This window comes from Pseudomonas sp. Bc-h (assembly GCF_002080045.1).
Classification (GTDB): Bacteria; Pseudomonadota; Gammaproteobacteria; order Pseudomonadales; family Pseudomonadaceae; genus Aquipseudomonas.
Genome location: NZ_MUIN01000012.1, coordinates 317213 through 331745 on the forward strand (window position 1 = coordinate 317213; position 14533 = coordinate 331745).

The window sequence follows — 14533 nt, forward strand, 5'->3', positions numbered from 1 at the left end:
CTCCATCAGGTGACGATCTGATACTGGAAGCGGTCGGAACGGCTGGTGGAATGGGCGATCTCCACCGGGTTTCCGTCCGCGTCGCGGGAAAGGGTGAGCACGGTCAGCGCTGGCAGATGACGTGGCATCAGCAGCACGCTGGCCTCTTCGCGGCTCGGCAGGCGTGCGCCGATCAGGCTGAAGGTGCGAGTCAGCGGCAGGTCGCGAGCGGCGAGAAACTGCCGCACCGAGCCGCTTTTGTAGTCGGCGAGCAGTTCACGGCGGGTGGCGCAATAACGATGGCGGATCAGGCTGACCGGCTGGCCGTCGAGGCGGCGCAGGGTTTGCAATTCGATCAAGGGCGCGTGTTCTTCAAGGCCCAGATGCTCGGCTTCTTCGCGAGTGGCGGTGCAGTGGCGGCGTTGCAGCAGCACCGCTTCAACCCCATGACCTTGAGCCGACAACGACTGGCTGTAGGCGCTCTCGGCGGCCACCGGATACACCAGCGGACGGCCCAGCACCTGAGTGCCCTTGCCCTGGCGGCGCAACAGACTGCCTTCACGCACCAGCTCGTCGATAGCCCGGCGCACGGTGTGGCGGTTGACGTCGAAACGCGCCGCCAGTTGGGTTTCGGCGGGCAGGAATTCGCCCGCGGTGTAGTGACTCATTTCGCGGCGTAACGTATCCGCAAGCTCGCGGTAGACCGGTTCAGATTGTCTAGACAACTGCATGGCTAAAAAAAGGGTTCGCACCCTCTCCTATCGGTTCGTTAGATGAACTGCTTGCGCAGCCGCTGGGAGAAGATGTCGATGACGCTGACCACCACAATGATCACCAGCAGCACCGAGCAGGTCTGGGTGAACTGGAACGCACGGATGTTTTCCCAGAGGATCACGCCGATACCGCCAGCGCCGACCATCCCCACCACCGTTGCCGAGCGAACGTTGGATTCGAAGCGGTACAGGGCGTAGGAAATCCACAGCGGCATGACCTGCGGGATCACCCCGAAAATCACTTCCTGCAAGGCACTGGCGCCCGTCGCTCGTACCCCTTCCACAGGGCCGGGATCGATCGCTTCGACCGCTTCGGCGAACAACTTGGCGAGCACGCCGGTGGTGCTGATCCACAACGCCAGGACACCGGCGAACGGACCCAGGCCGACCGCCACCACGAACAGCATCGCGAAGACCATTTCATTGATGGAACGAAAGGAGTCCATGACCCGGCGCAGCGGCTGGTGAATCCACCACGGGGTGATGTTGTCGGCGCACAGCACGCCTAGCGGCACCGAGCAGACGATCGCCAGCAGCGTGCCCCACAGGGCGATGTGCACCGTGGTGACCATTTCCTTGAGGTAGGCGCGCCATTCGTGGAAGTCCGGCGGGAAGAAGTCGGCGGCGAAGGTTGCCATGTTGCCGGAGTCGCGATACAGCGCCAGCGGGTTCATCTCGGCGCCGTGCCAGGCCCAGGCCATCAACGCCAGGAAGATGCCCCAGCCCAGGTATTGCGGCCAACTGCGCTTGCCGGCGACTTCAACGTAAGCAGCGTGAGTGGTCATAAGATTTCCCGATTGCTCATACAGAAACAGCAGTGAATTGCGCGGTGCTCTCTTCAACTTCAAGCATCAACCGAGCACCGCGCCTGTTACCTCAACCCGCCTTGGCGGTGTTCTGTTTTTCCAGGTCCGAGATGCGGTCCTGCAGCTTGGTCAGCCCGGCGTCGATCTCTTTCAGGCGAGTGCTTTTTTCGTCAGCGCTGAGGGTGGTGCTGGCGGTGGTTTCAGTCTTCTGCTTGAACAGCTCGAGCTGGCGGATGGTCAGCAACTGGTCATCCGAAGACTTGAGGAACTTGCCCATCTGCATGTTCTTCAACACGGCCTTTTCTTCGTCGGTGTCGCCATAGTTGGCGAAGAAATCACGGATCTTGTTTTTGGTGGTGTCGGCCATGCCCTTGCGCCAGACCATCGGATCGGCCGGGATGATTGGCGACTTCCAGATCACCTTGAGCATTGCGGCCTTGTCCGGCTGAGTGACTTCCAGACGGTCCATGCTTTCGGTGTTGAAGGTGGCGACGTCGAGCTGGCCCTTGGCGACGCTGAGGGCGTTGACTTCGTGGCTGGAGTTCAGCGTGCGCTTGAAGGCGGTGGCGGCGTCGACGTTGTTCTTGGCGAACACGTAATAGCCAGGCACCAGATAACCGGAGGTGGAGTTCGGGTCACCGTTGCCGAAGGTCAGTTCCTTGGCGTGCTTTAGCATGTCCTCGACCGAATTGATCGGGCTGTCCTTGCGCGCAATGATCACGCTCCAGTAACCCGGCGCGCCGTTGGCGGCGGCGGTCTGGGCGAAGATCTCGCCGCCGGAACGGTCGACGGCTTCCATCGCCGCCTTGTTGCCCAGCCAGGCCACATCAACCTTGTTGAAACGCATGCCTTGAATCAGGCCCGCGTAGTCCGAAGCGAAGGTGGCATTGACTTTCAGGCCGGTCTTTTTCGACATGTCGTCGAGAAAGGGCTGCCAGACGCTTTTCAGGTTCTGCGAGGACTCGGTGGACATGATGCCGAAGTTGATGGCGCTGTCGTCGGCTTGCGCGGTGCCCATCAGGCAACCGGCGAGCACAGCGGCAGACGCGAACACGCGACCGATACGGTTCAACATGGAAAGCTCCTGGAACGGGGGTTGTGGTGTTTTATGGTTTGTTCAGCGATGCGCCATTCGGCGCAGTGTTCAGGCCTGAGCCAGCACCAGTTGCGGCGGACGACCGGCGTCACGTCCCTTGTCAGCGAACATCAGGCTGGCGTCGGCGTCCGCGCCATAAAGGTCGTTGAGGAACTGGCCGCTGAGGTCGGCGCCGTTGCCGTCGAAGTGAATGCGTCCACCTTTGAGGGCCACGGCACGCGGGCAATAGCGCACCGCGTAGTCCACCTGATGCAGGGTCACGACCACGGTTTTGCCATCCTGACGATTGATGTCGGCGAGGATTTCCATGACCTTGCGGGCGGACTCAGGGTCCAGTGACGCGATGGGTTCGTCGGCCAGGATGACTTCGGCCTGCTGGGTCAGGGCGCGAGCGATGGCCACGCGTTGCTGCTGGCCACCGGAAAGCGTAGAGGCGCGTTGCTGGGCGAAATCCGCCAGGCCAACGCGATCCAGATTGGCCACGGCGCGGGCCTTTTCCTCGGCGTTGAACAGACTCAGGCTGCCACGCCAGCGCGGCATGCGGCCCAGACAACCCAGCAGCACGTTGTCGAGAACGCTCAGGCGATTGACCAGATTGAATTGCTGGAAGATGTAGCCGATGTCGGCGCGCAGACGACGCACCTTGCCGTTAAGCCGGCCCGACGCCTGCACTTCGCGGCCCAGTACACGGACGCTGCCGCCATTGTTGCGGTCGCAACAGGCAAGGCCGGCCAGATGACGCAACAGGGTGGACTTGCCTGAGCCGGAAGCGCCGATCAGCGCTACCATTTCCCCGGGTTGTATAGACAATGCAAGGTCAACCAAAGCGGTCTTGCGAGCAAACGTCTTGTTCAAGCGGTCGACATGGATAGCTGCGTTCATGGGCTTCTCTTGTCTTGTGGTTCGGGCGTCCTGCCAGGGTGAATGTTCAGCCGCCCGACCAGTCCTTGGCCGTGTTCGGTGCGAGTGACATTAGAGAGAGCGTGTGGCAGTTCGATGAACCGTCCATGAACGCGAGATAACAGTTCGTTGACCATTTGATGCTGGATTTTCAGCGCACTTTGTCGACATGTTTGCTGCAAACGCCGAACTGGCCGGGGTGTTGACTAGACAAGTTGGCGCGCCACTGCCGCCGAAACAAAAGGAACGGATGCATGAGGTGGATAAAATATTGTGGCTTAACCTGGCTGACCCTCCTTTCATTGATCACCCACGCCGACATTCGGGAGCACAAGACATTGGCTGAAACCGGCTCTACCCATTACCGCTTCGAACGCCTGAACATCGACTCCGCAGACGGCGAGCGTCATTACCGTCTGGACATCGGCATCCCCAACGCCCCGCCTCCCGCCACCGGCTATCCGGTGATGTACCTGCTCGACGGCAATAATGTCATGGCCGAGCTGCGCGACGACTGGCTGGGCGAACTGAACGCAGGCACCCCGCCGCTGCTGGTCATGGTCGGCTACGACATCGACGGCACCTACGACGGCGAACAGCGCACCCGGGATTACACCGGCGCGACGGCGAAAGCGTTTCTGCAGGTTTTGCAGTTGCGGATCAAGCCGCAGATTCAGGCGCGCCATGCCGTGGACCTCAACCGGGAAACCCTGTGGGGTCATTCGTTCGGCGGGCTGTTCGTGCTCTATGCATTACTACAGGCGCCGGAGGCCTTCCAGACCTGGATCGCCGCCAGCGCATCGCTGTGGTATCAGCCGATGACCTTCGACAACGGCATGGCGCTAAAAGGATTCCCAGAAGGCACCAGGCGCACGGTGCGGCTGGTGAGAGGAGAAAGAGAAGGCAAGCCGCCCATTGCGCAATTCGACGGCGGCTCGCCAGAACGGAGAAAGGAAATGCAGGCCGTGCCCAGCGACGCCAATCGCTTGCTGGCTGAACATCTCGCTACCCTGCCCGGCACCGAGGCCAGCTATCAGCAGTTCAATGGCCGCAACCACGGCCAGATGTTCAGCACGGCATTGCATCTGGGCTTGCGCCGGGCTGCCGGATTGGCCGAGCAGCCTTGATAGTTCTGTTGCCTGATCCGACGCATCGCTGCCGTCGTAAACTCCGGCGTCTCCCACAGGGTATGGGTTGATGGCGAGAACCGCTTTCGGCCAGATACTCCCGGTGTCTCCCACCGGGTATGGGTTGATGGCGAGAACCGCTTTCGGCAAAACACTCCCGGCGTCTCCCACCGGGTATGGGTTGATGGCGGCATAGAAAGCATCCCCGGCTGTCGCTCAGCTCCAGTGCCTTCACAGGTCATAGCTCGGAGAACCCTCCCCGACATCCCGCAGCCCCCTGTGGGAGACGCCGGAGGTCACGACGGCAGCGAAGCGGTTTGCCAGCAGAAAACTCATCCCAGGCAAACCGCTTTGGCAAGGCACTCCCGGTGTCTCCCACAGGGTCTGGGTTGATGGCGACATAGAAAGCATCCGCATCTGTCGCTTAGCTCCAGTGCCCCCACAGGTCAGAGCTCGGAGAACCCTCCCCGACATCCCGCAGCCCCCCTGTGGGAGACGCCGGAGGTCACGACGGCAGCGAAGCGGTTTGCCAGCAGAAAACTCATCCCTGGCAAACCGCTTTCGGCAAAACACTCCCTCGTCTTGAATGAGCGTGAATGAGTCTACGCTCGTCAGATACGGAACGTCCCCACCAGATGCTGCAAGCGCGCAGCCTGATGTTCGAGGTGGGTACAGGCATCCAGCGTTGATTTCAGGTTGTCCACGCCTTCCTGGTTCAGCGTGTTGATTTCGGTAATGTCGACGTTGATCGATTCCACCACGGCAGTCTGTTCCTCGGTCGCGGTGGCCACCGACTGGTTCATGCCGTCGATCTCACCGATGCGGCGGGTCACGCTGTTCAGACGCTCACCGGCCTGGTTGGCGATGGTCACGCTGCTTTCGCTCTGGCGCTGGCTTTCGGTCATGTTGACGACCGCATTACGGGCGCCGATCTGCAACTCCTCGATCATGCCCTGAACCTGCTGCGCCGAATCCTGTGTGCGGTGTGCCAGGTTGCGAACCTCGTCAGCCACCACGGCAAAACCACGACCGGCCTCCCCTGCACGTGCCGCTTCGATGGCTGCGTTCAGGGCCAGCAGGTTTGTCTGCTGGGAAATCCCGGTAATCACTTCAAGAATTTGCCCAATGTTGGCGGTCTTGTCGTTCAGGGTTTCGATGTTGGTGCAGGACTCGCTGATCTTGTCCGACAGCTGATTCATCGCCTTGATGGTCTGGCTGACCACGCCTTGGCCTTCGCTGGCCAGCTGTGTCGCCTCGCTGGAGTGCTGCGACGCCAGTGCAGCGTTCTGGGCGATTTCCTGCGCGGCGGCGCCAAGCTGATTGATCGCCGCCGCCACGCTGCTGGTACGGCTGGCCTGTTGATCGGAATTGCCCATGGACGAGTTGGAAGCACCGACCACCCGCGCGGCCACTTCACCCAGCTGCCCGGCGGTCGAGGCCACTTCGCGGATCGAGCCGTGGATACGCTCGACGAAGCGGTTGAACGACTGCGCCATCGCGCCGAATTCGTCCTGCGAAACAATAGACAGACGCTTGGTCAGATCGCCCTCGCCGTCGGCGATGTCCTGCATGGCGCGGCCCATCTGGTGCAGCGGCTGCATCAATACGCGAATCAGCAGGCCAAGCAGGACCATGATGATTGCCACCGCAATGACCATCGCGGTGATTGCCGAAGAGCGGAACTCGCTGAGCATCGAATAGGCTGCGTCGCGATCGAGCACCAGCGCCACGTACCAGTTGGCCGAAGACAGACCTTCGACCTTGGTGAACGAGATGAACTGCGCCTTGCCGCCGGATTCGATTTCAGCCACGCCCGGGGCGATTTTCGGCGCACCGTTGGGGTACGCCTCGCTGACGTTCTTGAGGATCAGTTTGCTGTCCGGGTGAATCAGAATCTTGCCATCGGCGCTGACGATATAAGCGTAGCCATGGCCGCCGAAGTTCAGCGAGTTGATGGTCTTGCTGATAGCGTCCAGCGAGATGTCAGCGCCTGCTACGCCAATCATCTGGCCTTGCTGGCGTACCGGCGTTGCCAGCGTCACCACCAGTTTGCCCGACGACGCAGCGATGTAAGGTTCGGTGACGATGGTGCCCTGAGCTGCATCGGCCGCCTTGTACCAGCCACGGGCACGCGGGTCGTAGTCCGCCGCGCGATTGCCGGCCGGCACCGAGAACATCACGCCGTCCTTGCCGCCAAAATAGCTGAGCTGGAAGTTGTCGGGGTACACCGGCAGGCCGACCGCGCGTTGCAGATTGGCCTGCGCCGGGCCATCGGCAGCGATCTGCTGGGCCATGGAATACAGCAACTGTGTGCGGCTTTCCAGCCAGGTCTGAATGTTTTGCGTGGTCAGACTTCCCAACTGTTGCAGTTCGGCATCAACGTTGTTTTCCAAAGTTTCCCGCTGGCGGTAGTCATTCACCAGAATGAAACAGGAGAAGGCAACAACAACTATCAGTGCAGCGGCCAGCAGGATCTTTCTGCTGAAACCCAGACTTTTGATCATACGATTGTGTCCATAACCAAGAATGACAGCGACGGGAATGCGTAGCCGATCAGGCGCGCGCTGCGCTTTGTACGGGGTCAAGCGGAGAAAGGGAAGACGCGGCCTGAAATATAGTTCGGCCGGGGCGAGGCGGAGTTTAGACCGGTCGTCGAAGAAGTTAGTTAAAGACGTTTAAAGCAGATCATTTGTTTAAACAGACCTCTAACAGTGATTAATCAGGATCCAATAGTTCGCACTTAACAGCCACGTTAAAACTCTGACAGCACGGCCGGGGGGTACCGTTTACCGGCCTCGATCACGAACTTCACGCCCTGGCTCTGCAAGCGGTCGGCCAACGCTTCCCATTGCTCCCACCCGAGTACCACGCCGAAATGCGGCACCGGCACGTCATGGCCGTCCACGGCGTTGGTACCTGCGTGGGCCTGCGAATCGGTTTTCGGGTGTTCGTGAATCACCAGTTGATGGCCGAAGAAGTCGAAATCCACCCAATGGTCGCTGGAGCGGCCTTCCGGCAGATTGAACACCTTGGCGTAGAAATGCCGGGCGGCAGCGAGGTCGTAAACGGGAATAGCCAGGTGGAACGGAGAAAGCGTTGGAGTGGTATCGGTCACGGTCAATTTCCTCTTTGCGGGATGCGGTCATCTTTATCCATTGAATCATTGATGGAAAGATCATAATTTTCGCGCCGAGCCACAATTAATTTGATCAGTGAGTTGCCATGATTCGCGAGCTGAAAACCTTCATCACTGTCGAGCGCCTCGGCACCTTCGTCGCAGCGGGCAACCAGATTGGCCTGACCCAGTCAGCGGTCAGCGCACAGATCCGGACGCTGGAAAAAGCCCTCGGCACAACCCTGTTTGATCGCAGCGGGCGCAGCGCCACCCTTAACGCGGCTGGACAACGCGCGTTGCCGATGGCGCGGGAGATCGTCGAATTGTTCGAGCGTATGGCCGCGCCGTCGGCAGACAGTGGCTACTACGGCGAACTGCTGATCGGCGCCATTGCCACGGTGCAGACGGGCTTGCTGCCTGCCGCGCTGGTGCAACTCAATACTCAGGCGCCGACGGTCGAGGCGAAGGTGGTGCCGGGGGTTTCGCAAACCTTGCTCAACAGTGTCGATGCCGGCGAGATCGATCTGGCGATCCTGATCCGCCCACCGTTCGCGCTGCCCAAGGAGCTGTCTCTGGAGGTTATCGCGCGCGAGCCGTTCGTGTTGATCGCGCCCACGCACATAGAAGGCGATGACCCGCTGCAGTTGCTACGCGATAACCGCTTCGTACGTTACGACCGTCACTCCTTCGGCGGACGTCAGGTCACCCGTTTTCTGCGCGAGCAGAAGATCGAGACCCTCCCCGGCCTTGAGCTGGACGAAGTCGACGCCATCGTGCGCATGGTCGAGGCAGGGCTCGGCGTGTCGCTGGTACCACGGGCCGGTTTGTGGCTGGAACGCGCCACACACATCCGCATCATCGAACTCGGCACCCTCACCTTCTACCGCGAACTGGCCCTGGTGATGCGCCACGCCAGTCGGCAGTTGCCGTTGCAGCGGTTGTTTCGCGAATGTCTGACCGATCGGCGTTCTTTCAAGCCGACTGCAAATGACACCTGACCAACTCGCCTCCCGCTGAACCCCTGGCGGGCAACAGCTGTTGTGGTTTGTCACACCCCACCGTTGCTTTCGGGCAGCGATCCCTGAAAAAACACCCCGTCGGTAAATGGCGATTGCCCGGCAATTCGGTCGGCGCCGACACCTGAGCATCGTCCACCGCCACGCCCAGCCGCGGCACGGCTTCCAGCAGCAGTTGGGTATAGGGATGACGCGGTCGTTCCAGCACTTCGGCGGCGCTGCCCAGTTCGACGATCTGCCCCAGATACATCACCGCCACCCGGTCGGCCATGTGCCGCACCACCGAGACGTTGTGCGAGATGAGGATGTACGTCAGGTCGCGACTGCGTTGCAGCTCAGCCAGCAGGTTGAGGATCTGTGCCTGCACCGAGATGTCCAGCGCCGAGGTCGGCTCGTCGAGAACGATGATGTCCGGGTTCGACGACAGCGCCCTGGCGATTGCGATGCGCTGGCGCTGGCCGCCAGAGAACTGATGAGGAAACCGGTCCATGTATTCGGTGCGAATGCCGACCTGAGAGGCGACTTTCGCGGCGATGTCGCGCATGTCCCGACGCGGCGCCGAACGCTGGACGAACAACGGCTCGGTGATCACTTTCCACACCGGCAAGCGCGGATCGAGGGACGATTGCGGGTCCTGGAACACGATCTGCACGTTGCTGCTGCGTTCCTTGGCGTTGTTGTAAATCCACTCAAGCTTGCCCGACGTCGGTTTGATCAACCCCATCAGCAATTGCGCCAGGGTGCTCTTGCCACAGCCGGACTCGCCCACGACGCCCAGGGTTTCGCCGGCACGCACCTGAAGGTCGATGCCGTTCAGGGCGTGGGCCAGGGCTTTGGGCCGACCGAGCCAGTCCTTGCCCATGGGGTAATGCACGCGTACGTCTTCAAGGCCCAGAATGACCGGGTGTTCGGCAGGCAATGATTTGAGGGCTGCGCTGGTCATGCGTGCATCTCCTGTGCAGAAGAATGAGAGGGCTCGCTCAACCAGCAAGCGCTCTTGCGATCGGCAGCGGCGTCGATGACCTGCATCGGCGGACGTTGCAGGCACTTGGGCATGGCGAAGGCGCAGCGATCGCGAAAGGTACAACCTTCGGGCAACGCCGACAGATTCGGCACCTGACCGGGGATGGTCATCAGGTCCTGACCCGGCTCGACCTGTTCCGGCAGGCCACTGAGCAAGCCTTGGGTGTAGGGATGACGGGGATCGGCCATGACCTGCGCGGTCACGCCCTGCTCCACCACCGCACCGGTGTACATCACATAAACCCGGTCGCAGAACTGCGAAACCAGCGCCATGTCGTGAGTGATCAGCAGAATTGCCGTGCCGCGCTCCCGGGCTTTTTCGCGCAACAGCAACAACACCTGGCGCTGCACGGTGACGTCCAGCGCTGTGGTCGGCTCATCGGCGATCAACAGCTGAGGATCGCAGGAGAACGCCAGGGCGATCATCACCCGCTGACGCATGCCGCCGGACAGCTCGAACGGATAGCTGTTCATCACCTGTTCGGGATCGGCAATGTGCATGTCACGCAGCAAGGCAATGGCCTTGGTCCGCGCATCAGCCTTGCTCAATTGCTGGTGATGAATGATCACATCGAGCATCTGCCGGCCAATGCGACGCGTGGGATTGAGCGCGGTCATCGGCTCCTGAAAGATCATGGCCGCGTCGCGACCACGGACTTTCAGCAGGTCCTTTTCCCTGGCGGTAAGCATGTCGCGACCGAGGATGTTCAGGCTGCCGCTTTTCACCTGATACGCACGCTCGGGCAACAGGCGCAGGCTGAGCATGGCGGTCACCGACTTGCCGGACCCGGACTCACCGATCACCCCGACGATTTCACCGGGATTGACGTGCAGCGATACGCCGTTGAGCGCCTTGACCGTGCTCTTGTAGGCCGGGAATTCGATGCTCAGGTTGTCGATGGTCAACACCGGAGCATTGCCGACCAAGGCTTTGGAGACTTCTGCATGCATGGTCATTTCCCCTGCTGGCGTGGGTCGAGCAGATCGCGTACGCCGTCGCCCAAGAGGTTGAAGCCGGTGGCAGTGATCAGAATCGCCACACCGGGAAAGGTCGAATACCACCATTGATCAAGGATGTAATTGCGCCCGGTGGCGACCATCGCGCCCCATTCGGCGGTCGGCTGCTGCGCGCCCAGGCCAATGAAACCCAGCGCCGAGGCCATGAGAATCGCGCTGCCGATGTCCAGGCTGAGCTGCACCAGCAACGGCGGCATGGCATTGCGCGCCACGTGCCAGAGCACCATGTGCCAGCGCCCCGCACCGAATGTCTCGGCGGCCTTGACGTAGCCCATCTGGCGAATGCTCAGGGCCTGCCCGCGCGCCAGTCGCACGTAGAACGGAATCCGCACCAGGGTGATCGCCAGCATCGCGTTGAACAGGCTCGGCCCCAGCGCTGCGGCCAGCGCCATGATCAGCACCAGCGACGGCACCGAAAGCATGATGTCCATCAGGCGCATGATCAGGCTGTCGAAACGCCCGCCGATGATCCCCGACATGCAGCCCAGCAGGCCCCCAACGAAACACGAAGCAAATGCCACGAACAACCCGACACCCACCGATTGCTGGCTGCCGTACAGCACCCGGCTGAACAGGTCGCGACCCACTTCATCGGTGCCGAACCAATGCGCGGCGGAGGGTGCCGCCAGGCGCTGGGTCAGGTTCAGCGCGTTGGGATCGTGGGACGCAAGCCAAGGTGCGAAGGCCATGCACAGCAACACCATCAGGGTGATCAGCAACCCGGCCATGGTCAGCGGGCTGCGCCGTACCTGGTGGGCCAGATAGGCGAATTTGTCCTGCCAGCGCGAGGCTTTGGGCAGCGGCGCCACAACCGGCGCAGTGATTGGAGTGGACATCTCAGTTGACCTCGACGATGCGCGGATCGATCAGGCGGTACAGCAGATCGATCGCCATGTTCAGCAGTACATAAATGAAGGACACCAGAATCGCGAAGCCCATGACCGCCGGGAAATCCAGCGACTGGATCGACTTGACCACATAGGCGCCCATGCCCGGCCAGGCGAACACAGTCTCCGTGAGCACCGCGCCATACAGCAGGTCGCCAAGGGTCAGGCCGAGAACGGTCACCGAAGGGATCAAGGCATTGGGCAAGGCGTGGCGCAGAATCACCGCCCACTTCGACAGGCCGTAGGCGCGCGCCGTGCGGATGTAGTCTTCGCCCAGTTGATCGAGCATGGCCGAGCGGATCTGCCGCGCCACTACGCCAAGGTTGACGAAGCCCAGGGTGATCGCAGGCAGGATCAGATGCTGGACAGCATTGAAGAACAGCCCGGTATCCCCCGCGAGCAGCGTGTCGATCAGGTAAAAACCAGTGACCGTCGGCGGTGGATCGAGGCCCTCATCCAGCCGTCCACTTCCGGGCAACCAGTTCAGGTGCCCGTAAAACAGCACGATCAGTCCCAGCCCGAGCCAGAACGCCGGCGTGGAAATCCCGGTCACGGCAAGGGTTCGCGCCACCTGATCGATGAAGCGGTTGTGGTAGACCGCTGACAGCACGCCCAGCGGCACGCCTACCAGAATCGACAGGGTCAGCGCTGCCAAGGCCAGTTCCAGGGTTGCCGGGAAGAACGCTTGCAGGTCTTCCAGCACCGGCCTATGGGTACGGATTGACGTGCCCAGGTCGCCATGCAGCAGGTCGAGCATGTAGCGGCCGTATTGTTGATACAACGGCAAGTCCAGGCCCAACTGATGGCGAATGTTCTCGACAATCGCGTCGGTGGCGCGGTCGCCGGCAATCAGCCGCGCCGGGTCGCCCGGTATCAGGTGGGAAATGGAAAAGGTAATCAGGGAAACGCCGAACACCACCAGCAGCAGGCCGCCCAGACGTTTACGCAGAGTATTCAGGAAGGCCATCAGGCACCTCGGTCACGCATTCAATCGACAACGCGAAACAGTTCGCGGACACAGCCTTGCCACGGCCCCGCGTGTGCGGCGAGGCCGTGTGAAGCGACAACGGCTTACTTGGTGATCGTGCCGACGTTGAACACTTGTTCCAGCATCGGGTTGAACACGTAGCCCTTGACCTTCTCGCTCATCGGCAAGGTATAGGCCTTCTGGTACAGGTAGGCGTAGACGCTGTCGTTGAGCACGATCTTCTGCGCCTGCTGATACAGCTCGGTGCGTTTGGCCATGTCGTTGGTGGTGGCCGACTCGCGGATCAGCTTGTCCACCGCCGGGTTGTCGTAGAACGAACGGTTACCCGCCAGGCCCTTGAGCTTCGAATCGAAGAAGAAGTTCATGAACATGTAGGGGTCGGCGAAGTCCGGGCTCCAGGAGCCGATGGCGACGTCGAAGTCACCGGTGCCCAGACGTTCACGCATGCTGGCGTTGGCGAGTTTTTCCATCTTCAGGTTCACGCCCAGCGATTGCAGACCGGCTTGCAGGGTCAGGCCAATGGGCTCCCAGTTCGGGTCCTTGTCGGAGTACATGAAGGTCAGGTTGCTGATCTTCGGCGAGACCTTGGCCAGGTCCTCCTTGGCCTTGGCCATGTCCTGCCTGAATGCCGGCTGCTTCTCGTCGTACGCCCACATGCCTTGTGGAATCGGGCCATTGAGCGGCTTGGCCTTGCCTTTGAGAATGCCGTTGATGATGCCGTCATAGTCGAGTGATTCGACAATGGCGCGACGGGCATCGGGGTTGTTCATCGGCGCTTTCCGGGTATTCAGATAGAGCAACGTGACGCGCAGCGAAGGATAGTCGCCGACCACGATGCCGGACTTCTTGGCCAGTGCTTCGAGCTGGTCTTCGGGCATGTCCTCGATGATGTCGAGATCGCCGTGCTCCAGTTGCAGACGGCGCACCGAGGCCTCGCCAATGATCTTCACCACGACCTTTTTCAGGGTCGGTTTAGGACCTGCGTAGTAACTGTTCTGCTCCATCGTCAGGGTCTGGCCTTTCTGCCAGTTGACCAGTTTGAACGCGCCGGAACCTGCGGTGTGGTTCGACAGATACGCCTCGGCACCTTCGGTTTTCTTCGCCACATCCGGGTTGATGATCGCCGCGCCGTTGTGCGCCAGCGTCGAGAGAAACGGAGCGTATGGCGCTTTCAGGGTGAATTTCACTGTCAGCGGATCGACCACCGAGACCGCCATGTCATCCGGGAATGCACCGGACGGCCCTTGCTTGAGCTTCATCACCCGATCAAACGAGAACTTCACCGCCTCGGCGTTCACGTCGGCGCCGTCATCGAACTTGTTGCCCGGCTTGAGCTTGAATTCCCAGGTCAGGTTGTCCGCGGAAGTCGACCAACTGCTGGCCAGCTCACCCATCACTTCGGTGCTGCCTTTGCCGTTCTCGACCTTGTAGGTCACCAGCCGCTGATAGGCCGGATAGGTCACGGTCCAGTCGTTGTTGTCGATGGTCACGGCCGGATCGAGGGTCTGTGGATCGGACGGTTTGCCGATCATCAGGGTGTCTTGCGGCACGGCTGCGCTGGCCGACTGCCAGGCACCCAGGCCCATCGCGGTGCAAAGCACGGCCATCGCCAGTCTGCGCGGGAGTGCATTAGGGGTAACGATTGATTTCATGCCGGTTCCTTGATCATTCGATGTATGGAAGTTCGTCAGGTTTGTTATTGAAGCTATACCGGGCAGTTAAAGCTCAGCGGCCGTCTGGCCCCTGAAATGGCGCGCCCTGCTCTTTCGAGTTCAGGTCGTTGCCAGATTCAGCCGGGATTCGTGT

At 61.0% G+C, this 14533-nt stretch carries 13 protein-coding genes; 2 read left to right on the forward strand and 11 right to left on the reverse strand.

Features of this window, described 5'->3' with window-relative positions:
* Positions 1 to 5 precede the first annotated feature (5 nt).
* From phnF to phnC, 4 genes are all read right to left on the reverse strand, one after another.
* Complete coding sequence (gene phnF, locus BWR59_RS24550) at positions 6 to 710, reverse strand: phosphonate metabolism transcriptional regulator PhnF (protein ID WP_081568231.1); 705 nt, start codon at positions 708 to 710, stop codon at positions 6 to 8.
* A 38-nt stretch (positions 711 to 748) separates the two neighbouring features.
* A complete protein-coding gene (phnE, locus tag BWR59_RS24555) occupies positions 749 to 1537 on the reverse strand; it encodes a phosphonate ABC transporter, permease protein PhnE (RefSeq protein WP_081568232.1) in 789 nt (262 codons plus the stop codon).
* A gap of 91 nt (positions 1538 to 1628) precedes the next feature.
* On the reverse strand, positions 1629 to 2633 hold the full coding sequence (phnD, locus tag BWR59_RS24560) for a phosphonate ABC transporter substrate-binding protein (RefSeq protein WP_081568233.1): 1005 nt from the start codon (positions 2631 to 2633) through the stop codon (positions 1629 to 1631).
* Between the two features lie 69 nt (positions 2634 to 2702).
* Positions 2703 to 3536 (reverse strand): phosphonate ABC transporter ATP-binding protein, encoded by an 834-nt coding sequence (phnC, locus tag BWR59_RS24565; RefSeq protein WP_081568235.1) that lies wholly within the window; start codon positions 3534 to 3536, stop codon positions 2703 to 2705.
* A gap of 272 nt (positions 3537 to 3808) precedes the next feature.
* On the opposite strand from phnC, the gene BWR59_RS24570 reads away from it, so the two are divergent.
* Entirely contained in the window at positions 3809 to 4681 is an 873-nt protein-coding gene (locus BWR59_RS24570) for an alpha/beta fold hydrolase (RefSeq protein ID WP_081568236.1), read from the forward strand.
* A gap of 611 nt (positions 4682 to 5292) precedes the next feature.
* On the opposite strand, the gene BWR59_RS24575 is transcribed toward BWR59_RS24570, so the two are convergent.
* Both BWR59_RS24575 and BWR59_RS24580 read right to left on the reverse strand, forming a co-directional pair.
* The gene (locus BWR59_RS24575; protein ID WP_081568237.1) at positions 5293 to 7185 is read right to left on the reverse strand and encodes a methyl-accepting chemotaxis protein; all 1893 of its coding nucleotides are present in this window, start codon (positions 7183 to 7185) and stop codon (positions 5293 to 5295) included.
* A 248-nt stretch (positions 7186 to 7433) separates the two neighbouring features.
* Positions 7434 to 7796, reverse strand: coding sequence for a VOC family protein (locus BWR59_RS24580; RefSeq protein ID WP_081568238.1), 363 nt, complete (start codon positions 7794 to 7796; stop codon positions 7434 to 7436).
* A 107-nt stretch (positions 7797 to 7903) separates the two neighbouring features.
* Between BWR59_RS24580 and BWR59_RS24585 the strand changes: the two genes are divergently transcribed.
* Positions 7904 to 8794, forward strand: a complete 891-nt coding sequence (locus tag BWR59_RS24585; RefSeq protein WP_081568239.1) for a LysR family transcriptional regulator — start codon at positions 7904 to 7906, stop codon at positions 8792 to 8794.
* On the opposite strand, the gene BWR59_RS24590 is transcribed toward BWR59_RS24585, so the two are convergent.
* The 5 genes from BWR59_RS24590 to BWR59_RS24610 form a co-directional block, all read right to left on the reverse strand.
* Positions 8769 to 9755 (reverse strand): oligopeptide/dipeptide ABC transporter ATP-binding protein, encoded by a 987-nt coding sequence (locus tag BWR59_RS24590; protein ID WP_081568240.1) that lies wholly within the window; start codon positions 9753 to 9755, stop codon positions 8769 to 8771. The two genes, BWR59_RS24585 and BWR59_RS24590, sit on opposite strands and share 26 nt — an antisense overlap.
* Positions 9752 to 10786, reverse strand: coding sequence for an ABC transporter ATP-binding protein (locus BWR59_RS24595; protein WP_143490925.1), 1035 nt, complete (start codon positions 10784 to 10786; stop codon positions 9752 to 9754). The genes BWR59_RS24590 and BWR59_RS24595 overlap by 4 nt, the downstream gene beginning before the upstream one ends.
* A 2-nt stretch (positions 10787 to 10788) precedes the next feature.
* Entirely contained in the window at positions 10789 to 11688 is a 900-nt protein-coding gene (gene ddpC, locus BWR59_RS24600) for a D,D-dipeptide ABC transporter permease (RefSeq protein WP_081568242.1), read from the reverse strand.
* A gap of 1 nt (position 11689) precedes the next feature.
* A complete protein-coding gene (locus BWR59_RS24605; protein WP_081568243.1) occupies positions 11690 to 12706 on the reverse strand; it encodes an ABC transporter permease in 1017 nt (338 codons plus the stop codon).
* 104 nt (positions 12707 to 12810) lie between these two features.
* Positions 12811 to 14379, reverse strand: a complete 1569-nt coding sequence (locus BWR59_RS24610) for an ABC transporter substrate-binding protein (RefSeq protein ID WP_081568244.1) — start codon at positions 14377 to 14379, stop codon at positions 12811 to 12813.
* Positions 14380 to 14533: the final 154 nt, after the last annotated feature.

Coding starts and splice junctions, on each gene's coding strand:
- phnF (WP_081568231.1), bottom strand. CDS start 710: ATGCAGTTGTCTAGACAATCTGAACCGGTCTACCGCGAGCTTGCGGAT.
- phnE (WP_081568232.1), bottom strand. CDS start 1,537: ATGACCACTCACGCTGCTTACGTTGAAGTCGCCGGCAAGCGCAGTTGG.
- phnD (WP_081568233.1), bottom strand. CDS start 2,633: ATGTTGAACCGTATCGGTCGCGTGTTCGCGTCTGCCGCTGTGCTCGCC.
- phnC (WP_081568235.1), bottom strand. CDS start 3,536: ATGAACGCAGCTATCCATGTCGACCGCTTGAACAAGACGTTTGCTCGC.
- BWR59_RS24570 (WP_081568236.1), top strand. CDS start 3,809: ATGAGGTGGATAAAATATTGTGGCTTAACCTGGCTGACCCTCCTTTCA.
- BWR59_RS24575 (WP_081568237.1), bottom strand. CDS start 7,185: ATGATCAAAAGTCTGGGTTTCAGCAGAAAGATCCTGCTGGCCGCTGCA.
- BWR59_RS24585 (WP_081568239.1), top strand. CDS start 7,904: ATGATTCGCGAGCTGAAAACCTTCATCACTGTCGAGCGCCTCGGCACC.
- BWR59_RS24590 (WP_081568240.1), bottom strand. CDS start 9,755: ATGACCAGCGCAGCCCTCAAATCATTGCCTGCCGAACACCCGGTCATT.
- BWR59_RS24595 (WP_143490925.1), bottom strand. CDS start 10,786: ATGCATGCAGAAGTCTCCAAAGCCTTGGTCGGCAATGCTCCGGTGTTG.
- ddpC (WP_081568242.1), bottom strand. CDS start 11,688: ATGTCCACTCCAATCACTGCGCCGGTTGTGGCGCCGCTGCCCAAAGCC.
- BWR59_RS24605 (WP_081568243.1), bottom strand. CDS start 12,706: ATGGCCTTCCTGAATACTCTGCGTAAACGTCTGGGCGGCCTGCTGCTG.
- BWR59_RS24610 (WP_081568244.1), bottom strand. CDS start 14,379: ATGAAATCAATCGTTACCCCTAATGCACTCCCGCGCAGACTGGCGATG.